This is a genomic window from Ruegeria sp. BG5, assembly GCF_056538425.1.
In genome coordinates this window covers 1,831,212-1,855,122 of record NZ_JBQFTC010000001.1, presented here as the reverse complement: position 1 = coordinate 1,855,122, position 23,911 = coordinate 1,831,212, and the positions used below count along the sequence as shown (strand labels likewise).

23 protein-coding genes are annotated in these 23,911 nt (G+C 60.8%); 13 read left to right on the top strand and 10 right to left on the bottom strand.

Translation table 11 applies throughout. From position 1 onward, the window contains the following. Positions 1 to 60: 60 nt before the first annotated feature. From pdxA to lptG, 4 genes are read right to left on the bottom strand one after another with little or no spacing between them, the layout of a single operon-like run. The gene (gene pdxA / locus ACR0KX_RS08705) at positions 61 to 1,026 is read right to left on the bottom strand and encodes a 4-hydroxythreonine-4-phosphate dehydrogenase PdxA (RefSeq protein WP_170621919.1); all 966 of its coding nucleotides are present in this window, start codon (positions 1,024 to 1,026) and stop codon (positions 61 to 63) included. Further along, positions 1,023 to 2,276, bottom strand: a complete 1,254-nt coding sequence (locus ACR0KX_RS08700; protein ID WP_170621918.1) for a peptidylprolyl isomerase — start codon at positions 2,274 to 2,276, stop codon at positions 1,023 to 1,025. The genes pdxA and ACR0KX_RS08700 overlap by 4 nt, the downstream gene beginning before the upstream one ends. Then, positions 2,267 to 4,432, bottom strand: coding sequence for an LPS assembly protein LptD (locus ACR0KX_RS08695; protein ID WP_170450148.1), 2,166 nt, complete (start codon positions 4,430 to 4,432; stop codon positions 2,267 to 2,269). The genes ACR0KX_RS08700 and ACR0KX_RS08695 overlap by 10 nt, the downstream gene beginning before the upstream one ends. Continuing rightward, entirely contained in the window at positions 4,432 to 5,532 is a 1,101-nt protein-coding gene (gene lptG / locus ACR0KX_RS08690; protein ID WP_170453017.1) for an LPS export ABC transporter permease LptG, read from the bottom strand. The genes ACR0KX_RS08695 and lptG overlap by 1 nt, the downstream gene beginning before the upstream one ends. 230 nt (positions 5,533 to 5,762) lie before the next feature. Here lptG and ACR0KX_RS08685 point away from each other — a divergent pair, with 230 nt between their 5' ends. The 3 genes from ACR0KX_RS08685 to ACR0KX_RS08675 are packed head-to-tail and all read left to right on the top strand — an operon-like array spanning position 5,763 to position 8,772. Next, positions 5,763 to 7,229 carry a leucyl aminopeptidase gene (locus ACR0KX_RS08685; protein ID WP_480708297.1) on the top strand — a complete coding sequence of 489 codons (1,467 nt, stop codon included), beginning with the start codon at positions 5,763 to 5,765 and terminating at the stop codon, positions 7,227 to 7,229. A 3-nt stretch (positions 7,230 to 7,232) separates the two neighbouring features. Then, entirely contained in the window at positions 7,233 to 7,691 is a 459-nt protein-coding gene (locus ACR0KX_RS08680) for a DNA polymerase III subunit chi (protein WP_170629375.1), read from the top strand. A 34-nt stretch (positions 7,692 to 7,725) separates the two neighbouring features. Further along, positions 7,726 to 8,772 (top strand): aldo/keto reductase, encoded by a 1,047-nt coding sequence (locus tag ACR0KX_RS08675; RefSeq protein ID WP_170450154.1) that lies wholly within the window; start codon positions 7,726 to 7,728, stop codon positions 8,770 to 8,772. A gap of 67 nt (positions 8,773 to 8,839) precedes the next feature. Here ACR0KX_RS08675 and ACR0KX_RS08670 read toward each other — a convergent pair whose 3' ends face one another. Then, complete coding sequence (locus tag ACR0KX_RS08670; RefSeq protein WP_170450156.1) at positions 8,840 to 9,826, bottom strand: GlxA family transcriptional regulator; 987 nt, start codon at positions 9,824 to 9,826, stop codon at positions 8,840 to 8,842. Between the two features lie 132 nt (positions 9,827 to 9,958). Between ACR0KX_RS08670 and bcoG the strand changes: the two genes are divergently transcribed. From bcoG to ACR0KX_RS08655, 3 genes are all read left to right on the top strand, one after another. Further along, positions 9,959 to 10,876 carry a 3-dehydrocarnitine:acetyl-CoA trimethylamine transferase BcoG gene (gene bcoG, locus ACR0KX_RS08665; protein ID WP_170450158.1) on the top strand — a complete coding sequence of 306 codons (918 nt, stop codon included), beginning with the start codon at positions 9,959 to 9,961 and terminating at the stop codon, positions 10,874 to 10,876. A 70-nt stretch (positions 10,877 to 10,946) separates the two neighbouring features. Next, positions 10,947 to 12,428, top strand: a complete 1,482-nt coding sequence (locus ACR0KX_RS08660) for a carnitine 3-dehydrogenase (protein WP_480708294.1) — start codon at positions 10,947 to 10,949, stop codon at positions 12,426 to 12,428. After that, positions 12,425 to 13,186, top strand: a complete 762-nt coding sequence (locus ACR0KX_RS08655; protein ID WP_170621913.1) for an SDR family oxidoreductase — start codon at positions 12,425 to 12,427, stop codon at positions 13,184 to 13,186. Before ACR0KX_RS08660 ends, ACR0KX_RS08655 begins: the two co-directional genes overlap by 4 nt. A gap of 9 nt (positions 13,187 to 13,195) precedes the next feature. Here ACR0KX_RS08655 and ACR0KX_RS08650 read toward each other — a convergent pair whose 3' ends face one another. Then, positions 13,196 to 13,378: a hypothetical protein gene (locus tag ACR0KX_RS08650; RefSeq protein ID WP_170450164.1), complete on the bottom strand. Its 183-nt coding sequence runs from the start codon at positions 13,376 to 13,378 to the stop codon at positions 13,196 to 13,198. A 93-nt stretch (positions 13,379 to 13,471) separates the two neighbouring features. Beyond that, complete coding sequence (locus ACR0KX_RS08645; protein WP_170450166.1) at positions 13,472 to 14,338, bottom strand: helix-turn-helix domain-containing protein; 867 nt, start codon at positions 14,336 to 14,338, stop codon at positions 13,472 to 13,474. A gap of 108 nt (positions 14,339 to 14,446) precedes the next feature. On the opposite strand from ACR0KX_RS08645, the gene ACR0KX_RS08640 reads away from it, so the two are divergent. The 3 genes from ACR0KX_RS08640 to ACR0KX_RS08630 are packed head-to-tail and all read left to right on the top strand — an operon-like array spanning position 14,447 to position 16,469. Continuing rightward, a complete protein-coding gene (locus tag ACR0KX_RS08640) occupies positions 14,447 to 14,650 on the top strand; it encodes a DUF2061 domain-containing protein (RefSeq protein WP_170621912.1) in 204 nt (67 codons plus the stop codon). Next, the gene (locus ACR0KX_RS08635) at positions 14,643 to 15,545 is read left to right on the top strand and encodes a fatty acid desaturase (RefSeq protein ID WP_170621911.1); all 903 of its coding nucleotides are present in this window, start codon (positions 14,643 to 14,645) and stop codon (positions 15,543 to 15,545) included. Before ACR0KX_RS08640 ends, ACR0KX_RS08635 begins: the two co-directional genes overlap by 8 nt. Before the next feature lie 21 nt (positions 15,546 to 15,566). Next, a complete protein-coding gene (locus tag ACR0KX_RS08630; RefSeq protein ID WP_480708291.1) occupies positions 15,567 to 16,469 on the top strand; it encodes an EamA family transporter in 903 nt (300 codons plus the stop codon). Here the strand turns inward: ACR0KX_RS08630 and ACR0KX_RS08625 are convergent. Beyond that, complete coding sequence (locus tag ACR0KX_RS08625; RefSeq protein WP_170621910.1) at positions 16,466 to 17,824, bottom strand: DEAD/DEAH box helicase; 1,359 nt, start codon at positions 17,822 to 17,824, stop codon at positions 16,466 to 16,468. The two genes, ACR0KX_RS08630 and ACR0KX_RS08625, sit on opposite strands and share 4 nt — an antisense overlap. 184 nt (positions 17,825 to 18,008) lie before the next feature. After that, the gene (locus tag ACR0KX_RS08620; RefSeq protein WP_480708289.1) at positions 18,009 to 18,968 is read right to left on the bottom strand and encodes a glycosyltransferase family 2 protein; all 960 of its coding nucleotides are present in this window, start codon (positions 18,966 to 18,968) and stop codon (positions 18,009 to 18,011) included. 99 nt (positions 18,969 to 19,067) lie between these two features. On the opposite strand from ACR0KX_RS08620, the gene ACR0KX_RS08615 reads away from it, so the two are divergent. Then, positions 19,068 to 19,838, top strand: coding sequence for an amidase (locus tag ACR0KX_RS08615; RefSeq protein ID WP_170621909.1), 771 nt, complete (start codon positions 19,068 to 19,070; stop codon positions 19,836 to 19,838). 6 nt (positions 19,839 to 19,844) lie between these two features. On the opposite strand, the gene ACR0KX_RS08610 is transcribed toward ACR0KX_RS08615, so the two are convergent. Continuing rightward, positions 19,845 to 21,449, bottom strand: a complete 1,605-nt coding sequence (locus tag ACR0KX_RS08610; protein ID WP_480708286.1) for a peptide chain release factor 3 — start codon at positions 21,447 to 21,449, stop codon at positions 19,845 to 19,847. 108 nt (positions 21,450 to 21,557) lie between these two features. On the opposite strand from ACR0KX_RS08610, the gene ACR0KX_RS08605 reads away from it, so the two are divergent. From ACR0KX_RS08605 to ACR0KX_RS08595, 3 genes are all read left to right on the top strand, one after another. Beyond that, complete coding sequence (locus ACR0KX_RS08605; RefSeq protein ID WP_170519048.1) at positions 21,558 to 21,920, top strand: nuclear transport factor 2 family protein; 363 nt, start codon at positions 21,558 to 21,560, stop codon at positions 21,918 to 21,920. A 63-nt stretch (positions 21,921 to 21,983) separates the two neighbouring features. Beyond that, positions 21,984 to 22,763 carry an SDR family oxidoreductase gene (locus ACR0KX_RS08600; RefSeq protein ID WP_170519046.1) on the top strand — a complete coding sequence of 260 codons (780 nt, stop codon included), beginning with the start codon at positions 21,984 to 21,986 and terminating at the stop codon, positions 22,761 to 22,763. 2 nt (positions 22,764 to 22,765) lie between these two features. Next, the gene (locus tag ACR0KX_RS08595; protein WP_170519043.1) at positions 22,766 to 23,878 is read left to right on the top strand and encodes a hypothetical protein; all 1,113 of its coding nucleotides are present in this window, start codon (positions 22,766 to 22,768) and stop codon (positions 23,876 to 23,878) included. The last annotated feature ends 33 nt before the right edge of the window (positions 23,879 to 23,911 follow it).

The window sequence follows — 23,911 nt, the reverse complement described above, 5'->3', positions numbered from 1 at the left end:
GATGGGGGAGCGCCAGAGATTTTTTGCCTCCGGCGGGGATATTTTCAGCCAGGTGAAGGATCAAGGGGTTTGTGCCATCTGTTGGGCGAGTTTCAGGGCCTCGATCAGGCTGGTGGGGTTGGCGATGCCTTGCCCGGCAATGTCCAGCGCGGTGCCGTGGTCGGGGGATGTTCGGATGAAGGGCAGGCCGAGGGTCACGTTGACGCCTTGGTCGAAATCCAGCGTCTTGATCGGGATCAGGGCCTGGTCGTGATACATGGCGATGGCCGCGTCATAGCGGGCGCGGGCGGCGGCGTGGAACAGCGTGTCTGCCGGATGCGGGCCGGTGACGGAGCAATCCTTGCTGTCCAGACCGGCGATCAGGGGCGCGATCCAATCCAACTCTTCGGTGCCCATCTTGCCGCCTTCACCGGCATGGGGATTCAGCCCCGCAATAGCGATCCTTGGATGCGCGATGCCGAACTGGCGGCGCAGCCCGTCGGCGGTCAGCGCGATTGTTTCGGTCAGCAGATCGGGCGTCAGTTCCTGTGGCACCCGTGACAGGGGGATGTGAATGGTGGCGGGAACAACCCGCAACTGCGCGCTGGCCAGCATCATCACAACGCGCTGTCGCCCCGCCAGTGCGGCCAGAAACTCGGTATGGCCCGGATAGGCAAACCCGGCCCCGTCGATCAGGGCCTTTTTGTGGATCGGCGCGGTGCAAAGCGCCGAGGCCCCGCCAGATTGCACTAGCGCCACGCCACGTTCGATCGCGTCGATCACGCTGGGGGCGTTGGCGGGGTCGGGCTGTCCGGGTGTGTTTTGGGCCGGGAAGTCCAGATGCAGAACGGGCAGCGCGTTTGGGCTGATCTGAACAGCTTCGGCCGGGTCGGCGATGTGTTGGGTTGGTGTGCCGGCGGGCAGGTGAGATGCGTCGCCGATATAGAAAAACGGGCAGGTGCCGCGCAGTTCAGCCCATGCCTTGGCGGCGATTTCAGGGCCAATGCCCGCCGGATCACCGCAGCTGAGCGCGATGGGGGTTGTCATTGCTCGGTTACGGATGCGTCGGCGCGCAGCTGTTCCAGCAGGCTTTCGGCAAAGGCTTGCAGGCGTTGCTGGGTCAGGGCGTTGGCGACATCAACGCGCGAGGTATCTTCACCCAGATCGCGGGTGCGGTTGCACAGCATCAGGAACATCAGCGTTTGCCCATTGTTGCGGGTCAGCGCCGTAGACACCTCGTTGCGGTCCAGCTTGGCCAGTTCCACGGCAACATCCTGCGGGATTTCCGATGGCGCGGCCTCGATCCGTTCCAGCACCTCGGCGGGTTGGTCCTTGGCGATGCCGTACAGGTCGTCGCACGTGTCAATATCTTCGCGCAGACGGGTAGCCTGGGCCAGCGTGTCACCGCTGCGCCCGCCGGGCAGGTAGTAGACCGCGTAGTCGATTTTCGAATATCGGGGCGCGCCGGTCGAGACCTCGCGAATACCGCGCATCTGGAACAGCGCGATGGCGTTGGGCAGGCCCACGGGCTCGGTGATCTCACCGTTTTCCAGTCCCAGAATCAAGGGTTGCAGCGCAGGTGGCAGGTTGGTGATGTTCAGCCAGTCCAGCCGTCCGCCATCGTTGCGGGTGGCAGCTGCCGAGTATTGCGCGGCGGCTGAGGAAAACGCGTCAAACCCTTGCAGGCGCGAAATTTCTTCGGCCAACAACTCGGTTTGTGCCAGGGTTTGCTGGTTCACCGGAATGATGATCTCGGACAGCAGGACCTGAAGGCCACCGCCGCCGCCCTGACCTAGGGCGCGGTTGATCTCGTCTTCGGTGGGGCGGGCCTGAGACAGAAAACGCGCGCTGATATAATCGCGCCAGGCCAACTGATCGGCCACGAAATCGCGTACCGTTTCGGGGTCGACGCCCGCGTCGCCCAGCAATTGCAGGAACTGATCAGTGCTGAGTTGGCCGCGCGCGGCGAATTCGTCGATGCCGACCTGCACGTCTTCGGGGGCGGCTTGAATCCCGGCCTCACGCATGGCTTGTTTGCGCAGACGTTCATCGATCAGGGCCTGCCGGACCTCGGCCTCGGTGCCGCCGGGGATGCCCAGAACGTTCAGGAACTGGATACGCTGTTCCAGCTCGTACCAGGTGACGATGTCCTGATTGACGCGGATCGCGGGTGAGAACAGGCTTTGGGCCCCCGACTGAGGGGCGGACAAGGCCAAGATGGCTGCTGCCAATGCCGAAGTAACCGGTTTGGAGCAACCGGAACGGAGAAACCTGACGAAACCTGTAATCAACTGCATTTTCTCTTGTATGTCTTTCCGCCGCCTTCAACGGCATATCCTGTCAGCGAAAGGGTAAACCCGAATTCGGTCGAAGGCTCAATAGTTGTTGTCGATGTAAAGCGCCTGCTTACGGACATGTTAACCTGCACGCACTCGTTCTGATAAGTCACGCCCAGCCCCAGACGAATGGGTTCCGAGGCAGCCAGATCATAGCGGGCCGAGGCGCGGGTCAGCCAGTTTTCGTCAACCCGGTAGCGCCCGCGCAGCCAGATTTCCGAAATCTCGTCATCCAGATTTTCAGCGGGATCCGCCTCTTGCCAGACATAGCTGCCGGTGATCGCACTGCCTTCACCGGTCCAGCCGCCGCGCAGCTCGGCCTTGGTAAAGCTAAAATCACCATCGATCAGCCCACGCCCGGCCAGCGACCAACCGTTGGCTGTATTGATCTGACCGGCCAGCAGCAGATCAGAGGTTGTGCCCTGTAGGCCCGAGGTCAGGTTGAAATTCGGGTCGGCTTCGCTGCGAAAGACCTGACCCACGGTGGCCAGCGCCTGCCAGCCGTTCGCCTTGTACCGCGCCCAGTTCACGCCAAAGACGGCGGTGGCCCCATCCTCGCGCTGGTCTTCTGCCGGGAAGCGGGACAGGGACAGCAGGTTGCCCTGATCGAATTCCTGAAACGTGCTTTCGTCGTTGGGTACATCGGTATCGGACACATCGGTCCAGCCGAACTGTGCGATCGGTTCCAGAAACTGGGTCGCGCCGGATTGTTCCCGGCGGGTCATCGGATAGCGCAGGGTCAGTGCCGCGCGTGGCGTTGCACGTGTGACCTGATCCGGGAACGCGCTGTCATTGCGGATGTCGAACGTATCCACCGATGTGCCCAGCTGCACGTCGGCCCGAAGCCCTGTGGCAAAGGTCCAGCTGCGCAACCATTCCGCGTCAAAGGTTGCACGCGCAATGTCACGGCCAACAATATCCTCGTCGCTGGTGCGTTCGTGGGCGTGAGTAATGAATCCCAGCCGTACTTCACCGCCGATGGCGTTGGGGAAATAGCGCCTTTCATAGTTCAGATCGAACACACGCGAGGGGATCTCATCCTGATCCTCGCTGTCGCGCAGGGTCTTGTAATGGATGAAACTGGTGCGGAACGCGGTGTCGCGTTTGATCCGGGTCAGCGCGATTTCGCTGCGCAGGCGGTCGAAATCCGGCAGGCCGTAATCGGCAAGATAGGCGTCATCGGATGTGGTGCGCAGATTGAAGCTCAGCCGGTAGTCGTTCTTGAGGTTGAAGAAACCGTTGGCGAACAAATAGCCGCGATCCTGATCCGGTTGCACATCATCGCGGGTAAACGCGCCTTCGATCTGAATGCGGCCGTTCTTGAAGGCCTGACGATAGCGATATCCCAGCGTTTTGGTCTGGGCCGACACATAAGGCGTCAGCGTCAGGTCCTTATGATCGCCGATTTTGAAGAAATACGGCACCTGCACGCCGGTTCCCAGTTGCGAGGTGCTGCGGATCGACGGCACCAGAAACCCGGTTGCCCGGTCAAGTGTCGGATCCGGCAGGCGCAGATAGGGGAAATAAAACACCGGGAAATCCAGCACCCGAAGCTGTGCGCCTTCGAAATACAACTGTCGTTCGAGCTGGTCGTGGATTACCCTGCGCGCCCTGATCTGCCACAGAGGCGGTCTGCCATTTGCGCAGACATGGCACGACGTGGCCGAGACCTTGCTGAACTGCGTATAGCGCCCGGCCGCCCGATTGGCCTGAACCGAGGCGATCTGCACCTGCTGGTCAAACACCATCCGAGCGCCGATCAGCAGGCCGTTTTGAATACCTTCATCCAACTCGCCCGAATCCGCCAGCAGCGTGGTCTGTCCGGCCTGATCGATGCGGATCGGACCTTCAAGGACAAGCTGCCCGGTTTCCTGATCGAAAGTGACCCGTTGGGCGGTCAGTTTCACATCGCCCTGAAACGCCTCGACATTGCCTTCGGCGACCAGCTTTCGCTCGGGCGTGATGAAGATTTTGTCGGCCACCAGCAAGGCGGGCTGTTCCTGCTGCGCCGCTCCATCCGCAGGCGCGGGTCCAGGCGCGGTTTGCGCCTTCAACGCGGTGGTCGGGGCTGCAAAGACCAGGACACCTGCCAGCAGCGCAGATACGATGCGCGGCATTACCCGTCCTCCGCATGCAGCAACAGGCCAAGTGACAGGAATATGGCGGCAACGGGCGGGGCCCAGGCAGCGACGTAGATGGGCAATTGACCGTTTTCCCCAAGAATTTGCGCAAAATTGCGTACGAAATAGATGGCAAAGCCCAACAGAACCGCCGTCAGAACCGCCACACCGGTTCCACCGAAACGCACGTGGCGCATGGTAAATGCGGCGCCGATCAGAACCATCGACACCAGAAAGAAGGGGCGCGCCAGTTGGACTTGCAGCCAGACCTCGTACTGTTTGGTCGAGAATCCGGCCTCGCGCAGATCTTTGATAAGCTGCGGCAGGTCGTACACAGAAACGGAGTCCTGTTGGCCCAAAGTGTCCAGAATGCGCTGACGGGTCAGCGAGGTGGGCAGGTCCAGCCGGTCATGCTCGACCGCGTTCAGTTCAGGGTTCTGGCCGTCCTCAAAGTTCCAGACCTTGGCCTGCATCAGAACCCAGCTTCCATCGATCAGCCTGGCACGGTCTGCAACGATCTGTTGGGTCGGTTTGCCGTCCGGATCGAACGAGACGATGGTGACATCACGCAGGCGCAACTCATCCCCGTTCGACGTGCCTCGGGCGTGTATCACGGCCTGACCTGTGTCGGTGCTTTGACGCAGCCACAGGCCTTCGCTGCTGATCGACAGGGCGGAACTGCCGTTGTTGCGGTAGGAATCGGACAGGCGCTGATATTCCTCGGAGGTGGCTGCCGCGATCGGATTCAGCAAGGTCACGGCAAGCGCACCGATGATCAGCGCCAGCAGGACAGGGGCCACCAGCGCCCGGATGCCGGACCGACCCGTGGCCCGCGTCACCACAAGTTCAGAGGTGCGCGCCAGCCCCACGAACAGCGCGATAGTGGCCAGGATCACCAGCAGGGGCAGCATTTCGCTGATCGCGGCGGGCGTGTTCAACAAGGTCAGTTGCAACAAGCGGCCAAAGGAAAGGTCAACCTCGTTGAACCGACGTACCTGTTCGATCAGGTCGATCAGAATCATCAGGGTCAGAAAGATGCCGCCGATGACCAGAAAGCTTTGCAAAAAGCGGCGGGCGAAGTAGCGGTCCAGTATCACGGGCACAGCCCCGCTGGGCTTGCATCACAGGCAGTCTGGCCAAGGCCTGTCCCGCATATGGTCATGCGCGACGGCGTGTGCCTGCCGTTTAGTGCCACTGTCGTCTCCCCTCGAGCCTGCCGAATATTTTTTCAGGACTTTAATGCAATTGGTGGTCGGGGAAAACTGCTATCTGGTCAAGCCGGGCGACGCGGGCTAGGTCTTGGGGAACAGATTTTGAGGAGCGCGCAATGAGCAGTCTAGTCCCCATCCAGTTTCAGGCCTTCGACGTGGACGCGATGGCACAGGCCGAGGGGCGTGTCGTCGTCGTCATTCCCGCGGACCGAAAGCTGAGCCCGGCGGCCAAACGCGCCAATCGCCTGACGCGCGGGGCCGTGGCGCGGCTGCTGGAAAGCGACCGGTTTGAAAAGGTGAATGTCGGGGATGTGGTGTCGCTGGCCTGGCCAAGCGGAATGGCGGCCGAGGCGCTGGATATCCTGATCCTGCCGCGCCGCCCTGATGCAGATGAAGCGCGAAAGGCCGGGGCAAAGCTGGCCAAGCTGTCGGACAATCAACCTTTGCTGGTCATGGCCGGAAATCTTGCCCGCACCGAGGATCTGGCGTTGGGCTTTGCCCTGCGTTGCTATGATTTTGACGCGCACAAAACCAAGGAAAGCGACGCGCCGGGCACGGTCACGATCAGTCACCAGAAACCGGACGAAGTCGAAGCCGCCTTTGCGCCGATGTATGCGGTCGCCGACGGTGTGCGGATGACCCGCGACCTGACCAACGAGCCCGCAAATGTGCTGACCACCACCGAATTCGCGGATCGTTTGGCCGAGATGGCCGAGCTGGGTCTTGAGGTCGAAGTGCTGGACGAGGACAAGCTAGCCGAACTGGGCATGCGCACATTGCTGAGCGTCGGGCAGGGCTCGGACAGCCCGTCGAAAGTGGTCGTCATGCAGTGGAATGGCGGTGACAAGGACGATGCGCCTCTGGCGCTGGTCGGCAAGGGCGTGGTGTTTGATACCGGTGGTATCTCGCTGAAACCGGCTGGTGGCATGGAAGACATGACCATGGATATGGGCGGCGCGGGTGTTGTTGCGGGCACCATGCGGGCGCTGGCCAAACGCAAGGCCAAGGCCAATGTTGTGGGGCTTGTTGGTCTGGTCGAGAACATGCCCTCGGGCAACGCCACACGTCCCGGCGATGTGGTCAAATCGATGAAGGGCGACACGGTCGAGATCATCAACACCGATGCCGAGGGGCGCTTGGTGCTGTGCGACGTGATGTGGTACGCGCAGGAGCGGTTCGAACCGGTGGGCATGATCGATCTGGCGACCCTGACTGGTGCGATCATCATCGGGCTTGGGCACGAAAATGCCGGTGTCTTCTCGAACAATGACACGTTCTGCGATGCCTTCCTGAAATCGGCGCGGGCCGAGGATGAGGGCGCATGGCGGATGCCGCTGGGTGAGGCGTATGACAAGCAATTGAAATCCCGCATTGCCGATATGAAGAATGTGGGCGGACGGCCCGCAGGCTCGATCACGGCGGCACAGTTTCTGCAACGGTTCGTCAAGGATGACACGCCGTGGATTCATTTGGACATTGCCGGGGTGGCCTCGGTCGCGTCCGAGACCTCCTACGCGCCCAAGGGGGCCACTGGCTGGGGGGTCCGTGCGCTCAGCCGCTTTGTGCAGGACAATTTCGAGTAAACCATGGGGGCCGTCTATTTCTACCACCTGACCCAGAGGCCGCTGGAGCACACTTTGCCGGTGCTGCTGGACAAAGCGCGGCAGGCCGGGTGGCGGATTGCCGTGCGGGGCACCGATCCCGCCCGGCTGGACTGGCTGGATGAAAAGCTGTGGCTGGGGCCCGAGGAAGCGTTCCTGCCCCATGGCCGCGCAGGCGGGCCACATGATGCGATGCAGCCGATCCTGCTGACCTCGGACATGCAGGCGGCAAATGACGCCACATGCGTTATGTCGGTGGACGGGGCTGCGGTGGAACCGGATGAGGTTGCAGCACTTGACCGCGTCTGCATCCTGTTTGATGGCAATGACGAACAGGCCGTTAACCAAGCGCGCGGACAGTGGAAAGCCCTGACCGGCGCGGGGTGTTCGGCACAGTACTGGTCCGAAGAATCGGGCCGTTGGGAAAAGAAAGCCGAGGCGTAACGCGCGGCTGTCGCAAATTTCAGGAGGGTGACGGATGGAAATGAAGCCATTGGGTCGTACCGGCATCATGGTCTCTGATCTGTGTCTGGGAACGATGACCTTCGGGACGCAGACGTCCGAGGCGGATGCGCACGCGCAGATGGATCTGGCGCTGGGGGCAGGGATCAATTTCGTCGATGCCGCCGAGATGTATCCGGTGAATCCGGTCTCGAAGGAAACCATCGGGCGAACCGAGGAGATCCTGGGCAACTGGAACGCGGCCAACGCGGCGCGCCGGGGCGACTATGTTCTGGCCACCAAGCATTCGGGGTCGGGCATGTCTTACGTGCGCGACGGCGCGCCGATTTCGGCGCAGACCATCCCTGAGGCAATCGAAGGCTCTCTGCGGCGGTTGCAGACTGAATATATCGACCTTTATCAGTTTCACTGGCCCAATCGCGGCAGCTACATGTTCCGGCAGAACTGGAATTATTCCCCGTCGGGTCACAACACCAACGAGGTTCTGGAGAACATGCAGGAGTGCCTTGAGGCCCTGCAGACGCAGGTCGATAAGGGCAACATCCGCGCCTTCGGCCTGTCGAATGAAAGCGCCTGGGGCATCGCGCAGTGGCTGCGCCTGTCCGAACAGATGGGCGCGCCTCGGGTCGCGTCGGTGCAGAATGAGTATTCGCTGCTGTGCCGGCATTTCGACACCGACATGGCCGAGCTGAGCGTTCATGAAGACGTGGGCCTGATGGCGTTTTCACCTTTGGCGGCGGGGTTTTTGACCGGCAAGTATCAGGGCGGCGCGGTGCCCGAAGGATCGCGCATGTCGATCTCGGCCGAGATGGGCGGGCGCAAGTCGGACCGGGTGTTTGATGCGGTGGCAGCCTATCTCGAGGTTGCCTCGGCGCATGGTCTGGACCCCACCCATATGGCGCTGGCATGGTGCCGGACGCGGCCCTTCATGATGTCGGCCATTTTCGGTGCGACTTCGGTGGCGCAGTTGGAACATATCATCGCCGGGACAGACCTGCAGCTTTCCGCTGAGGTTCTGAAGGACATTGGACATGCGCATCGCGCGCATCCGATGCCGTTTTAGGGGGCTCTGCCCCCGTCGCCTTTGGCGACTCCCCCGAGGTATTTTTGGCCAGATGAAGCGGATCCGGTCAGTGATGGGTGGGGTGCGCGCGCTCTTGCCTCAGGTCGCGGGCCGATTGGCCATGGGCGGTGCGGAAGGCGCGGGCGAAGCTGGATTGTGAGGTGAAGCCTGTCGCAAGTGCCACATCCATCAGTGGCATGTCGGTGTCGGTGACAAGGCGGCGGGCCTCGGCCAGGCGCAGTTGCAGGTAGTGGTCTTGCGGCGTGGTGTTGAGGCGCAGGCGGAACTGCTGTTGCAGCGTGCGCGGGCTGGTGCCCAGACGGTCGGCGATATAGGCGAGCGGCAGGGGGTCGTCGAGCGCCGATTCCATCAGGCTGTTCGCTTTGGCTGTCAGCGCAGTATGGCGGAGCGGAGCACCCGTGCGGCTTTGCGGTTTGGTGGGTTCCGGCGCGCCTTCGTACAGGAACAGGCCCGAGACGCGCGCGGCAAAGCCTGCGCCGTGACGCGCGGCGATGATGTGCAACATCATCTCGACCGCCGGGATCGCGCCGCCGGATGTCAGGCGGTTTTCGGATACTGTGAAGCGGTCGGGGCGGACATCTACCTCGGGGAAGCGGGCCGCGAAGTTGTCGAGGTCTTCCCAGTGGGTTGTGGCCGCGTGGCCATCCAGCAGACCAGCCTCGGCCAGCAACCAGGGGCCGCCGTCAATGCCGGCCATTGTGGCACCCGTGCTGGCAATACGGCGCAGACCGGCCAGCAGGCTGGGGGTGGCGTGGCGGGCCAGTTGGAACCCGGCCACGACGATCATCAGGTCGCAGCTTTGCAGCCGCGCCAAGGGGATGCCGGGGACGCTCAGCGCGCTGGTCAGCATCGCGGGTTCCGCTGTGGCGGTCACGTAGTCCCAGTCAAAAGCCGGGCGGTCCGCCAGACGGTTGGCGGCGCGCATCGGATCAACCGCCGAGGCGAAGCTGAGCGTGTTGCATTCATCCAGCACCAACACCGCCGTTTTCAGGGCGCGATGTTCGGGCTGGAGTATGTTTTTTGCGGATTTCATCAAGTTCGATTCGCATTCTGGCAAGTGTTTCCCCAAGGCTGCGTCAGAGTCGGGGGTGAACGCAAATCGATTGCCGGGGAGAAGCCTGGGGAAAACTCAGGGCGAAACCGGGTATAACTTGGGGAAAACACCATGCCTCTGGAAATGAACCGCGATGTCTTCATTACCTGCGCTGTTACCGGCTCGGGTGGAACGCAGGATCGCAGCCCGCATGTGCCACGCTCGCCGCAACAGATTGCCGATAGCGCAATTGCTGCCGCCAAGGCCGGTGCGGCGGTGGTGCATTGCCATGTGCGCGACCCTGAGACCGGCGCACCCAGCCGTCGGCTGGATCTGTATCGCGAGGTGACGGACCGTATCCGTGACGCCGACGTGGATGTGGTCTTGAACCTGACGGCGGGTATGGGCGGGGACATCGTGTTTGGCGGGGTCGAGAGCCCGTTCCCGGTGAATGAAGCCGGAACCGACATGATCGGGGCCTCGGAGCGCGTGGCGCATATTGCCGAATGTCTGCCGGAGATTTGTACTCTGGACTGCGGCACGATGAACTTTGCCGAGGCTGACTATGTCATGACCAACACCCCCGGTGCGCTTCGGGCGATGGGGCAGATGATGACCGATATGGGCGTGAAGCCTGAGGTCGAGGCCTTTGACACCGGCCATCTTTGGTTTGCCAAGCAGTTGGTGAAGGAAGGGATTCTGGAACCGAATGCGCTGGTGCAACTGTGCATGGGGGTTCCGTGGGGGGCACCGGATGATCTGAACACGTTCATGGCGATGGTGAATAATGTACCGGATGACTGGACGTTCAGTGCCTTTTCGCTGGGGCGGAACCAAATGGCCTATGTGGCGGCAACGGTGCTGGCAGGAGGCAATGTGCGTGTCGGGCTTGAGGACAATCTGTGGCTGGACAAGGGCGTCTTGGCTGAGAACTGGCAGTTGGTCGAACGCGCGGGCACCATCATCGAGAACATGGGCGCGCGGGTGATCGGACCGCAGGAGGTGCGCGAGAAGCTGGGCCTGGTGAAGCGGGCACCGGTTGCGAAGTGACACCTGCGGGGAAATTGGGGGCCAGCCCCCAAACCCCCGGGATATTTCTGGCCAGATGAAGAGGCGGATCGTGGACAAAGAACAACGAGCAAAAACAGCGGCAATCATAGGGGGCGGTGTGATCGGCGGCGGATGGGCTGCCCGGTTTCTGCTCAATGGCTGGGATGTGCGGGTATTCGACCCGGACCCGGAAGCCGAGCGCAAGATTGGCGAGGTTCTGGACAATGCGCGGCGGTCTTTGCCGGGGTTGAGCGATGTACCTTTGCCGCCCGAGGGGGCGTTGACCTTTCACGACGACATTGGGGACGCCGTTCGGGACGCGATCTGGATTCAGGAGAGCGTGCCGGAACGTCTGGATTTGAAGCTGAAGGTTTACAAAGGGTTGCAGGAGGCGTGCGATCCGGACGCGATCATTGGCTCCTCGACCAGCGGGTTCAAGCCGTCGGAATTGCAGGAAGGCGCGCTGCGGCCCGAGCAGATTGTGGTGACGCATCCGTTCAACCCGGTCTATCTGCTGCCATTGATCGAGTTGGTGCCGACCGCCAAGAACCCGCCCGAGATGGTGGAACGGGCGCAGGAGCTGTTGAAATCGGTTGGATTCTTCCCCCTGCACATCAAGAAAGAGATCGACGCGCATATCGCGGACCGCTTTCTGGAGGCGGTTTGGCGCGAGGCGCTGTGGCTGGTCAAGGACGGGATCGCCACGACCGAAGAGGTGGATGAGGCCATCCGCATGGGCTTTGGCATTCGCTGGGCCCAGATGGGGTTGTTCGAGACTTATCGCGTGGCCGGTGGTGAGGCCGGGATGCGGCATTTCATGGCGCAGTTCGGGCCCGCTTTGAAGTGGCCGTGGACCAAGCTGATGGATGTGCCCGAGTTCACTGATGAACTGGTCGACATGATCGCGGATCAGTCGGATGCGCAATCCGGGATGCATTCGATCCGGGAACTTGAGCGTATTCGGGACAACAACCTTGTAGGCATGATGCGGGCGCTGAAGGCGCAGGATTACGGCGCGGGGGCGGTGTTGAACCGGCATGACGCGCTTCTGAAACCGGGCGCGTTGCCGACGCTGGATCAGGCGGATCTGAGCCAGCCAATCCTGACCCTGTCGCGTGCGGTGCCGTTGGATTGGACAGATTACAACGGCCACATGAACGAGGCGAAGTATCTGGAGGCGTTTGCCGCTGCAACCGACCGGTTCATGGAAATCATCGGCTGTGATGCGGACTATATCGCCTCGGGTGGCAGCTATTTCACCGCCGAAAACCACATCCGCTATCATGATGAGGCACATGCAGGCGCGAAGATCGAGGTGCGCACGCAAATGCTGTTGGGGCAGGGCAAGAAGCTGCACCTGTTCCACAGCATGTATGAAGGCGACACGCTTTTGGCCACGGGTGAGAGTTTCCTGCTGCATGTCAGCCTGCAGACCCGCCGCCCAAGCCCGCCGTCGCCCGAGATCGAAGCCGCCATGGCCCGGATTACCAGCGCGCAGGCTGATTTGCCGTATCCGGAAGGAGCGGGTGCCGCGATCCGAAAACCCGCATGACGCAGCGGGTGTTGATCACCGCAGGCGCCTCGGGCGTCGGGCGGGCGATGGCCGAGGCGTTTGATGCCGCAGGGGCGCAGGTTTGGGTGGTGGATGTCGACGAGGACGCTTTGCAGGGTTGCCCGGACCATTGGCAGTCATCCAAGGCAGATGTGTCGGACGAGGCGCATGTCGCCGAGGTTTTCTCGCAACTGGAACAGGCCTGGGGCGGGTTGGACGTTCTGTGCGCCAATGCAGGTGTGGCCGGGCCAACCGCACTGGTTGAGGATGTGTCTTTAACGGATTGGAAAAACTGCCTTTCCGTCAATCTTGAAGGCGCGTTTCTGTGTTCAAAATACGCAGTACCGATGCTGAAACGTGACGGGCGCGGTGCGGTGATCATCACATCATCCACGGCCGGGCAATATGGCTATCCGAACCGCGCGCCTTATGCGGCTGCCAAATGGGGTGTGATCGGGCTGGGCAAGACGTTGGCGATGGAACTTGGGCCCCATGGCGTGCGCTGCAACGTGATTTGTCCGGGCGCTGTTGAAGGCCCGCGCATGGAAGGCGTCCTGCAGCGCGAAGCCGCCGCAAAGGGCATGACACGGGATCAGGTCTATGCGGGCTATGCCTCGGGCACCTCAATGGGGCGCTTTGTCGAGGCGCATGATATTGCTGAAATGGCGGTCTTTCTGGCCTCGGACGCGGCGCGGCTGGTTTCGGGGCAGGTCATCGCGGTGGATGGTCACACGGTCAATCCTGACCCGAAACTCTGATCTGCTTTGTCAGCCTTGATTCGGGCCGCGGATCTGGCGGATTGTGCTGCGCACGGCCTGCCAGTCTTTGGCTTCCTGCGTGTTTCCGGCGGCCTCACATTCGCGCATCTTTTTAGCGGCTTCCGCCTCGGCCTGGTCGCCATGGGCCGTGTACAATGCGCGTGCATATTGGGCAGTCTGTAATGCGTCCATTCCTGTCATCCTCCATGGAATGTCTGAGGGTTCGCGCGGTCACTATACTACACGACCCGCCAAATCGCACGATTGGGGGATTCCCTTTAGCCCTCAGCCGTCGGCAATCTGGGCGCGCAACTGGCGCAGATGTTCTGGAAAATGGCGCGCTGTCATATCCGCCTCGCGGATCAATGTGTCGAAGTGGCGGGTGAAAACCTCGATCCGGTCGCGGTCCCGGAAGGCCATATAGTGACCGCCAGCATAGAAAACACACAGCAGCGGGCCGAAGATTGTGACCGGCGCGGAATACAGGCGTTTTGCGTCGAACAGATAGATGCGCAAACGTGGGTAGAGCTGTTCACAGAGGCTCAGCAGGTGGTCGATTTGTTCCAGGCGGACAGAAAGCGGCAGGCCCTGATAGTATCCCTCGGCCTGCGCAAAGCTGCGCATTTCAAACAGCGGCATGGCGATTTCATAGTCTGACTGCGCGCTGCGCATCCAGGACAGACGATCCTCGGAGGCACCGATGGCCTGATCTGCCGTGCGACCCAGATGCGGGGCGTATTCCCATTCCAGCACCGCGCGGGTCTTGAGCATGTCGGGTAGAGTAGCCGGCACATAGCGGATTTTGTAGCCCGCAGCCTCTTGATGCCATTGAAAAATCCGCTCATCCACCAGTGCGCGGGGGGCTTCGGTCATGGTCAGGGAACTGGCCAGTAGTTCCGCCGCGCTTTCGGGGCGGTTCGACAGGCTCAGCAGCCAATCCGCTGAAACCCCAAGCGCCGAAGCACAGCCGCCGATCACATGCGCATTGGGCAAGCGCGCGCCTTCATCGGCCAGTAGTTGAGACACCGTGGACCGGTCTACCCCGATACTGCGGGCCAGAGCGCTTTGGCTGACATGGCGGTCCTCCATCGCGCGGGTCAGTCGCAGGCGAAACTGCGCAGCGCGGACGCGTTTGTCGAGTTTTTCATCCATATGTTTGAAAATATCACAGGTGATGAATTTTGTTAATCATATTCAGAATTCCCAACGCCCGGACAAGTAAGTAACACTTTTGTGAGAACAAAAAAACTGGGGTCCGGAATGGAAACGCGACGAAGATCGGTCGTGAAAGCAATCATTTGGAATGCTGTTGGGTTGGCGGTCATGACTTTGGTCGGTCTTGTCGCAACCGGATCGGCGGCCATTGGTGGTGCGCTGGCGCTGGTCAATACGGCCATTGGTTTGACGCTTTATGTGCTCTACGAGCGCATTTGGGCCGGGATTTCGTGGGGCCGCCATGGGTGAGCCAACGACGCCGAAGACGCCCGAATGGGGCACGTTTGCGCTGATCGTCGCGTGCTATGCCACTTGGCTTGCGGTGCTGTTTTGGTTGGCCGCCTGGTCGTTATGGCTGGCGATTCCGGCGATGGGGTTGGTTGGGGCCTTGCATTCTTCGCTGACGCATGAGGCGCTGCACGGCCATCCTTTCCGCGCCAAATGGTTGAACGAGGCGCTGTTGGCCTTGCCCCTGACACTGTTCATCCCGTTCAATCGCTTCCGCGATCTGCATCTTGCGCATCATCAGGATGCCAACCTGACCGATCCTTATGACGACCCCGAGACGAATTACTTGGACCCCAAAATCTGGGCGCAATTATCCGGGTGGAAGAAGCGGCTGTTCGCAATCAACAACACGCTTCTGGGCCGGATCGTGCTGGGCCCGGCTATTGGGCAGGTGATGTTTGTTCGGGACGAATGGCAGGGGATGATCCGGGGGGATCGCGCGGTTCTGCTGGCCTGGGCGCTGCATATTCCGGGCGTCGCAGTGGTTTTGTGGGTTGTTGCGCAGTCGGCCATGCCGGTCTGGGGATTTCTCCTGTCGGCCTATATCGGTTTGGGGCTGGTCAAAATCCGCACCTTCCTGGAACACCGCGCGCATGAGAAATCGCGCGCCCGGACCGTGATAATCGAAGATCGAGGGTTGTTGTCCTTTCTGTTTTTGAACAACAACTTGCACGTTGTTCATCACATGAACCCATCCGCGCCTTGGTATCAGCTGCCTGCGCTCTATCGGGCCGGGAAAGAGCGGTATCAGGCGTGCAACGAGGCGTATGTCTATCGGTCTTACGCACAGATATTCAAAGAGTATTTCTGGCAGGCGAAAGACCCGGTGGCCCATCCGCTCTGGCCAAAGCCCTGATTTCGCGACAGAAGGGAAGCCATGAGCCTGTGGATTCCCGTCACCATCGCAGCCGCCTCGTTCCAGACGGTGCGGTTCATGCTGCAAAAATCGCTGAGCAGCGTGAAACTGTCTGCGGCTGGTGCAACCTTTGCGCGGTTTGCCTATTCAATGCCGCTGGCGGTTTTGGGGCTGGCCGTAGCGCTGTGGGTGACCGGTGCGGCGATGCCACCGCTGACGGCGCAGTTCTGGCTGTTTGTTGCCATCGGTGGAACAGCACAGATATTGGCGACGGTCTGTGTGGTCGCCCTGTTCAAACAGCGCAATTTTGCGGTGGGGATTACCTTTAAGAAGACCGAGGTCATCCAGACCGCAATTGTCGGGTTTCTGATCCTTGGGGATAAGGTCTCAGCCGGGGCGCTTGGCGCGATCCTGTTGGGATTGCTGGCGGTTCTCTTGTTGTCCAAAACACCGGGCGGGGACGGGGCGTGGTGGCGTCATCTGACCAACCGCGCGTCGCAGCTGGGGCTTGGCTCTGGCGTTCTGTTTGCCTTCTCAGCCGTCAGCTATCGCGGTGCGTCTTTGGAACTCGGGGATATTGACGCCTGGTTCCGCGCCTTAGTGACCTTGGCGGCTGTGGTCACGTTCCAGTTTCTCGGCATGGGCCTGTGGCTACTGTGGCGCGACCGGGCCGAGTTGCGTGCGGTCTGGGAAACCCGATCCACCGGCGTTTTCGTCGGGCTGACCAGCCTCGGTGGGTCGTTCTGCTGGTTTCTGGCCTTCACCTTGCAAAACGCGGCCTATGTCAAAGCGCTGGGGCAGGTTGAGCTGATACTCAGCCTATTGGCCTCGATCCTGTTCTTCCGCGAGACGATCACCCGGCGCGAAATCGCCGGGATGGGTTTGTTGGGCGTCTCGATACTGACGCTGTTGCTGACGATCTAGCTGGCGCGGCGTTCGTCGAAGCTCAGCGCGATGAAGCTGGGCAGATGATCACCCATGCCGACAACCGCTGGGCCAGTATCGTCCCGGCGACCACGGCCCTTGGCGGGCTGGTCCTGCTTGCGCTCATCCTTCTTGCGGTCGCGCTTTTTCTCGTCGGCGGGCTTAGCCTTTTTCTCGGGCTTGGGCGTGTCCGGCTTCGGCTCGTCCTTTACCGGGTTGTCGATGCGCGGAATGTCCTTCTGGATCAGCTTCTCAATCGCATCCAGCGCCTTCTCATCACGGCCCGAGCAGATTGTAACAGCCTTGCCTTCGCGGCCCGCGCGACCGGTACGGCCGATACGGTGCACGTAATCCTCGGCATGGCCGGGCACGTCGAAGTTGAACACATGGCTGACCGATGGAATGTCCAACCCGCGCGCGGCCACGTCAGATGCCACCAGCAAACGCAATGAGCCATCGCGGAACCCGTCCAGCGTTTTCATCCGCTGGGACTGATCCAGATCGCCATGGATGGCGGCGGCGTTATAGCCGTATTTCTTCAGCGACTTGGCGCAGATGTCCACATCCGTCTTGCGGTTGCAGAAGATGATCGCGTTGGTGCATTTCTCACCCTCGGCATCGATCAGCGCGCGCAGAACCTTGCGCTTTCCACTGGCCTCGCGATCCCGACGCCCACCTTTGAACATGACGACGCCCTGTTCGATGGTCTCGGAGGCGGTGGCCTGACGGGCAACTTCGATCCGGGCGGGGGCGGACAGGAACGTGTCGGTGATGCGTTCGATCTCGGACGCCATGGTGGCCGAGAAGAACAGGGTTTGACGGGTGAAAGGCGTCAGCGAGAAGATGCGCTCGATGTCTGGAATAAAGCCCATGTCCAGCATCCGGTCGGCTTCGTCCACCACCATGATCTGAACGCCCGTCAGCAGCAGCTTGCCGCGCTCGAAATGGTCCAAAAGACGACCCGGCGTGGCGATCAGAACGTCGACGCCACGGTCGATCAGCGCCTCTTGTTCCTTGAAGCTGACGCCGCCGATCAACAGCGCTTTGGTCAGTTTCAGGTGCTTTGAGTACGTGTCGAAATTCTCGGCCACCTGCGCGGCCAACTCGCGCGTCGGGCACAGCACCAGCGAACGCGGCATCCGCGCGCGGGCGCGGCCGCGAGCCAGCAAGGTGATCATCGGCAGCGTGAAGCTGGCGGTTTTACCTGTGCCGGTTTGCGCAATGCCCAAAACGTCCTTGCCTTCAAGCGCAGGCGGTATCGCGCCTTCCTGGATCGGAGTGGGGGTTTCGTATCCGGCTTCCTCAATGGCTTTGAGGACCTTCGGGTTCAGGTTCAGTTCGTTAAACTTTGTCATGTATGTCCGGTTCAAGCGGACACTTGACCTGGCCCGCGCATCAAAATCTGCCGGGCCCGGATGGCCACGCGCAACAGGCGCGTTTCGGCTTTGGGCGCGGACATAACAAAAAGGTAGGTCAGGGTCAAATGAAGACCAGTCTGACGTTGCGCGGTTGCGTCAAATCGGGATTTTGCGCAACAATTCAGGCCCTTCCGGGAAAGTGTTTCGCGATCTTGTCGGGCAGGTTCAAGGGCCGGTGCCGGATCAGCCCGTGTTGTTCCAGCCGCGCACGCACATCCGGGTCCTGACCGCTCATCTCCGCGTAGAAGGCCCGCAGCCCGTCCATGCCTTGCTCGGCCTCGATCCAGCTGAGCAGTTCGTTTTTGCTCAGACCGCCCTTGTAACGCGGTACATTGGGCGACATTCCTGGCTGGTAAGAGCCTCGATTCATTCGGAAATCATAGTGACCGATCCAATGGTCCCAGTCCGGTGCGTGGCGGTGGCACAGCTCAAGCTGGGGCAGTTCGGTTTTGCAGGGCAGCAGTTTCTTGTTCTGGAACAGGTTGTGGATTCGAAAGCTCAGGTTCGGCAATCCGGCCCGCACGAACAGCTTGCCCTGCACGTGGCTTAGAAACCCGCCCAGCACAAACCCGCCATAGGTGGGGTAGAGGTCCTGCACCAGCGCCTCGCGGCCTGGCCCCTTAGGGATGTGCGCTTTGTACAGGTCGTCGCCCCCGGCCAGCGCCTCGATCGGGCGCACCCGAAAACCGGGAATGTCTGCCGGAACCGAGCGCAGAACATCCGCAATCGGCTCGGACGTCCACAGGAACTCATCCACATCGATATGGGCCAGCCAGTCCAGATTGGTACGCTTGTAGATATGGGTGGCGTGCACGGTTTGACGGATCTGGTGCTTTTCCGGCCGGGTGCGTTTTCGTTTCGCCCAGAACGCGTCGTCACAAAGCCGCACCTGAACCTTTGGATGCGCGCGAAGTGCCCGAAAGGCGCGCCGGTTGGGTTCGTCAAGGTAGATGTATAGTTGGTCCGCCCCAAGCTCCAGATGGTGCGCGACAAAGCCAAGGATGTCCTCGGCAGACCCCCGCACCATAGACACGATACCCCAGGTGGGAACGTGCGTGTGATTGTCTTGGTCTGAAGCCATGCAAGTCATTGTGGCGGGGTCTGTTTTTGAGCCTGTGCCGAAATGTGATACGATAGCGCCACTTTAAGAGTTCTTACATTTGTTATTGAGGAGATTACAATGCCTCGTGTTGTTCCCGCGTCATGGATGCCCGATGTCAATATGGAGCGCATCCATCTTCATTGGACGGCCGGAGCGCATAGCGCCATTGCCAATGATAAGAACAGCTATCACATTCTAGTCGAATCCGACGGCACCCTTGTGCGCGGAAATAAGTCGATTGCCGAAAATGCACGCCCCATGAGCTCGAACTATGCGCGGCACACACGCGGTGCCAACACGGGCGCGATTGGTGTGTCGCTGTGCTGCATGCTCGGGGCTGAACGGTCGCCTTTCGATCCCGGCAACTATCCCATGACGCGAACCCAGTGGGATCAGGGAATGCTGGTCGTGGCGGATCTGGCCGAGAAATATAACATATTGGTCACGCCCACCAAGATCCTGACCCATGCCGAGGTCGAGCCCAATCTGAACGTCCCGCAAAACGGCAAATGGGACATTGTGCGGCTGGCCTTTGACCTGTCGGTCAAGGGGTATGAAGAAGTCGGACAGTTGCTGCGGTCCAGCGTCGCCGCCGCGCTGGATGATGGCCCGTTGATTGCTGCGGACGCGATGCCCGAAGACGCGAAGGCCCCAAGATACCGTGTGACGGGTGTCGCGCCTTCAACACTGAATTTGCGCCGCACACCCGGCGGTGAAAAAATCGGGGCGCTGCCCGAACGTACAACAGTGGAGCGACTGGGTGTCGATGGCGAGTGGTGGCGCGTTCGCACTAGGCAAGGGTATATCGGCTACGTTTTTTCCACGTATCTCAAGGCGATAAACCCCTAGCCTTGGTCAGACCATCATCTCTTTGGTGGCCGTCAGGTTCAGCGCCGGATAGTCGCGCACGACCCGGTCGATGTCCCATTGCAAACGCGTCAGATAGACGATGTCGCCGTCATGATCATGGGCGATGTGCTGCTTGTTGGCGTTGACGAACTTTTCGACCTCGGGTTTGTCACCGCTGACCCAACGGGCCGAGGTGAATTGCGACGCCTCGAATCGCACGGGCAGGCCGTATTCCATCTCAATCCGGCTGGCGAGCACTTCGAATTGCAGCGCGCCGACAACGCCGACGATAAAGCCTGACCCGATCGAGGGTTTGAACACCTTGGCCGCGCCTTCCTCGGCAAATTGCATCAGGGCTTTTTCCAGATGCTTGGCCTTCATCGGATCGCCCGCGCGGACACCCTGCAGCAGTTCCGGCGCGAAGGACGGGATGCCAGTCACACGCAGCGCCTCACCCTCGGTCAGGGTGTCACCGATGCGCAACTGACCGTGGTTGGGAATGCCGATGATATCGCCGGCCCAAGCCTCTTCAGCCAGTTCCCGGTCCGAGGCGAGGAACAGCACGGGGTTCGAAATCGCCATCGGTTTTTTCGACCGCACATGGGTCAGCTTCATGCCGCGTTTGAAATGGCCTGAGGCCATGCGGACAAAGGCCACCCGGTCGCGGTGCTTGGGGTCCATATTGGCCTGCACCTTGAAGACAAAGCCTGCGACCTTTTTCTCATCTGGTGCGATCTGGCGGGGTTCGGCCGACTGCACCTGCGGCTGCGGGCCGTATGCGCCGATACCTTCCATCAATTCCTTAACGCCGAAGGAATTGATCGCCGAGCCGAACCAGATCGGGGTCATATGCCCCTCAAGCACCGCCTGCGGGTCGAGCTTGGGCAGCAATTCGCGTACCATCTCAACCTCTTCCAGCAGTTTTTCTAGCAGGTGTTCAGGCACGTGTTCGGCCAGTTTGGGGTCGTCCAGCCCGTCGATCTGAATGCTTTCCGCCACCTTGTTGCGGTCTGCGCGGTCCATTAGCTCCAGCCGGTCGCGCAGCATATCATAGCAGCCGATGAAATCGCGGCCCACGCCGATGGGCCACGCAGCGGGTGTGACGTCGATGGCCAGCATTTCTTGAATTTCATCGATGATCTCGAACGTATCGCGGCTTTCGCGGTCCATCTTGTTACAGAAGGTCAGGATCGGCAGATCGCGCAGGCGGCAGACCTCGAACAGTTTCTGCGTCTGGCTTTCCACACCTTTTGCACCGTCGATCACCATCACAGCAGCATCGACGGCGGTCAGCGTGCGATAGGTATCTTCCGAGAAATCGCTGTGACCGGGTGTGTCCACCAGATTGAACCGGAAATCACCATAGTCGAAGGACATGGCCGATGCAGAGACCGAGATGCCGCGATCCTTCTCCATCTGCATGAAGTCAGACCGGGTGCGCCGCGCCTCGCCCTTGGCGCGCACCTGACCGGCCATCTGAATGGCGCCCCCGTACAGAAGGAACTTTTCGGTCAGTGTCGTCTTGCCCGCATCCGGGTGCGAGATGATGGCGAAAGTTCTGCGCCGGGCGATCTCGGGCGGCAGAGAGGGTTGGTTCGAGGTATCAAGCATAGCCGCGCGTATAGGCGGGGAATCCTGCCGAGGCAAGACAAAGGGGTGGTTCGAATCGGCGGGTTGTGACAAAAAGAACATATAGTGAACAAAAAATGGAGTGGACCAATGAATTTGAAAGAAATCGCCGAAGAACTGGTCGCGGGATGCCGCGAGAACCGGGCCAAGGAAAACCTGAGCAATCTTTACGCACCTGACGCAGTTTCGGTCGAGGCGCAGGACATGTCGGGTATGGGCCGGGAAACCCAGGGCCTCGAAGGTATTCGCGGCAAGCACGATTGGTGGGAAAACGCGCACGACGTCTCTGGCGCAACGGTCGGTGGGCCGTTTCTACATGGCGACGACCGCTTTGCCGTGATCTTCGAGGTTCAGGGCACAGTGAAAGATAGCGGCGAAAGCTTTGATACGCGCGAGGTGGCGATTTACCACGTCGCGGACGGAAAAATCGTGCGCGAGGAGTTTTTCTACTGACAAAGCTCTTCTGGTCCTTCCGGTCAGGCCGGTGCAAGATAAGGCAAGACAGGGAGGATCAGAATGGATCTTGGAATTCGCGGCAAACGCGCGCTGGTCTGCGCCAGCAGCAAGGGATTGGGTCTTGGGTGCGCCGAAGCCTTGGCCGAAGCAGGCGTTGATTTGGTGATGAACGCCCGCGGGGCCGAGGCGTTGGAGGCCGAAGCGGCCCGCCTTCGTTCGGACCACGGCGTGGATGTTCAGACGGTGGCCTGCGATGTGACCTCGGCCCAGGGGCAGGCGCAGGTGATCGAGGCCGCGCAGGGCGTGGATATTCTGGTGAATAACGCAGGCGGGCCACCGCCGGGAATGTGGTCAGACTGGGACCGCGAAGATTTCATCAAGGCGCTGGACGCCAACATGCTGACACCGATTGCCTTCATGAAAGCGCTGTTGCCGGGGATGATGGACAAGGGCTGGGGCAGGGTGGTCAACATCACCTCGCAATCCGTGCGTGCGCCGATTGCGGTGCTTGGCCTGTCGAATGCCGCACGCACCGGTCTGACAGGGTATGTTGCCGGGACGGCCCGGCAGGTCGCGCCAAACGGGGTGACCATCAACAACCTGCTGCCCGGCATTCACGCGACGGACAGGGCGGATTCGCTCGACAGCGGCGTGGCGGCGCAGCAAGGGATTTCGATGGATGAAGCGCGTGCTGCCCGCGCGGCCACGATCCCCGCGCGCCGGTATGGGACGCGGGCCGAATTCGGGGCCGCCTGTGCCTTCCTGTGTTCGCAACATGCCGGGTTCATCGTCGGGCAGAATATCCTGCTGGACGGTGGCGCAACCAATTTGACGATGTAGCCATGGCGCAAGGGTTTTCGCTGAAAGACCAGCTGTTTAACGATGAAAAAACCCGTTACCTAGCGGGGTTGTTCGCCAAAGCCGATGCATCCTTTGACGCGGATGCATTTCACGCTCGGGTCATGTCGCGCCTGCTTGAGCTTGAGTTGAAGGAGCGGATGACGTGGATCGCGGATTGCCTGCAAGAGGTTGTTCCGGGTGAACTGCCGCAGGTCGCGCCCGTAATCCTGCGCGCGCTGCCTCCGCCTTTGGATCCGAAAAAAACCGATGATGATTTCGGCGATTTCATCTTTGCCCCTTTGGGTGAGTGGGTTGTGTCGGTTGGGTTGGAATACCCTGATCAGTCGCTGGACCTGCTGGCCGAGATCACGCAGCGCTTTTCGATGGAGTGGGCGATCCGCCCGTTTCTGAACCGCTGGCCCGATCAGGTTCTGGCCCGGATGCAGGACTGGTGCGCGCATGACAGCTATCACGTGCGTCGGTTGGTCAGCGAAGGCACCCGTCCGCGTCTGCCATGGGGGCAGGCCATCGGGCTGGAATTGGACGATCCATTGCCTTTGCTGGACCGATTGCACAGCGATCCGACACGCTATGTCACCCGCTCGGTCGCAAACCATTTGAATGATGTTTCCAAGAAACAGCCTGATCAGGTGCTGGCGCGGCTGCAACAGTGGCGGGATGCGGGCGCGCAGGACGCGGATGAACTGGCTTGGATGACATCGCACACGCTACGGGGCCTTGTTAAGGCTGGTCATCCGGGGGCGATGGCGATGCTGGGCTATGATCCTGACGCCGACGTGGCAGTGACGATTGACCTCAACACGCAGGCCCGGATTGGCGAGGCACTGGAGTTCTCGGTGGATCTGAAAGGCCCGGATGGGCAGCCTGTGCTTGTGGATTATATCATTCACTTTCAACGCCCTGGTGGAAAAACCTCGGCCAAGGTGCACAAGTTGAAACAAGCCGTTCTGAAAGATGGAAAGCTGCGACTGGACAAGCGGCACAAGCTGAAGGGAGATGCCACGACGTTCAAGCTGGTGCCCGGCGCGCACCGGCTTGAGGTTCAGGTCAATGGCAGGGTGCGGGCGGGGATCGATTTCGATCTGTTGGGTTAAATCCCCCCTCACGCTTTCGTCAAAACCCCACAT

What these genes read in the sequence shown, in the direction of transcription:
- pdxA (WP_170621919.1), bottom strand. Translation starts at nt 1,026, where the DNA reads ATGACAACCCCCATCGCGCTCAGCTGCGGTGATCCGGCGGGCATTGGC.
- ACR0KX_RS08595 (WP_170519043.1), top strand. Translation starts at nt 22,766, where the DNA reads ATGGCGCAAGGGTTTTCGCTGAAAGACCAGCTGTTTAACGATGAAAAA.
- ACR0KX_RS08700 (WP_170621918.1), bottom strand. Translation starts at nt 2,276, where the DNA reads ATGCAGTTGATTACAGGTTTCGTCAGGTTTCTCCGTTCCGGTTGCTCC.
- ACR0KX_RS08600 (WP_170519046.1), top strand. Translation starts at nt 21,984, where the DNA reads ATGGATCTTGGAATTCGCGGCAAACGCGCGCTGGTCTGCGCCAGCAGC.
- ACR0KX_RS08695 (WP_170450148.1), bottom strand. Translation starts at nt 4,432, where the DNA reads ATGCCGCGCATCGTATCTGCGCTGCTGGCAGGTGTCCTGGTCTTTGCA.
- ACR0KX_RS08615 (WP_170621909.1), top strand. Translation starts at nt 19,068, where the DNA reads ATGCCTCGTGTTGTTCCCGCGTCATGGATGCCCGATGTCAATATGGAG.
- ACR0KX_RS08645 (WP_170450166.1), bottom strand. Translation starts at nt 14,338, where the DNA reads ATGGATGAAAAACTCGACAAACGCGTCCGCGCTGCGCAGTTTCGCCTG.
- ACR0KX_RS08670 (WP_170450156.1), bottom strand. Translation starts at nt 9,826, where the DNA reads ATGAAATCCGCAAAAAACATACTCCAGCCCGAACATCGCGCCCTGAAA.
- ACR0KX_RS08605 (WP_170519048.1), top strand. Translation starts at nt 21,558, where the DNA reads ATGAATTTGAAAGAAATCGCCGAAGAACTGGTCGCGGGATGCCGCGAG.
- ACR0KX_RS08610 (WP_480708286.1), bottom strand. Translation starts at nt 21,449, where the DNA reads ATGCTTGATACCTCGAACCAACCCTCTCTGCCGCCCGAGATCGCCCGG.
- ACR0KX_RS08685 (WP_480708297.1), top strand. Translation starts at nt 5,763, where the DNA reads ATGAGCAGTCTAGTCCCCATCCAGTTTCAGGCCTTCGACGTGGACGCG.
- ACR0KX_RS08620 (WP_480708289.1), bottom strand. Translation starts at nt 18,968, where the DNA reads ATGGCTTCAGACCAAGACAATCACACGCACGTTCCCACCTGGGGTATC.
- ACR0KX_RS08675 (WP_170450154.1), top strand. Translation starts at nt 7,726, where the DNA reads ATGGAAATGAAGCCATTGGGTCGTACCGGCATCATGGTCTCTGATCTG.
- ACR0KX_RS08630 (WP_480708291.1), top strand. Translation starts at nt 15,567, where the DNA reads ATGAGCCTGTGGATTCCCGTCACCATCGCAGCCGCCTCGTTCCAGACG.
- bcoG (WP_170450158.1), top strand. Translation starts at nt 9,959, where the DNA reads ATGCCTCTGGAAATGAACCGCGATGTCTTCATTACCTGCGCTGTTACC.
- ACR0KX_RS08625 (WP_170621910.1), bottom strand. Translation starts at nt 17,824, where the DNA reads ATGACAAAGTTTAACGAACTGAACCTGAACCCGAAGGTCCTCAAAGCC.
- ACR0KX_RS08650 (WP_170450164.1), bottom strand. Translation starts at nt 13,378, where the DNA reads ATGGACGCATTACAGACTGCCCAATATGCACGCGCATTGTACACGGCC.
- ACR0KX_RS08635 (WP_170621911.1), top strand. Translation starts at nt 14,643, where the DNA reads ATGGGTGAGCCAACGACGCCGAAGACGCCCGAATGGGGCACGTTTGCG.
- ACR0KX_RS08655 (WP_170621913.1), top strand. Translation starts at nt 12,425, where the DNA reads ATGACGCAGCGGGTGTTGATCACCGCAGGCGCCTCGGGCGTCGGGCGG.
- ACR0KX_RS08680 (WP_170629375.1), top strand. Translation starts at nt 7,233, where the DNA reads ATGGGGGCCGTCTATTTCTACCACCTGACCCAGAGGCCGCTGGAGCAC.
- ACR0KX_RS08640 (WP_170621912.1), top strand. Translation starts at nt 14,447, where the DNA reads ATGGAAACGCGACGAAGATCGGTCGTGAAAGCAATCATTTGGAATGCT.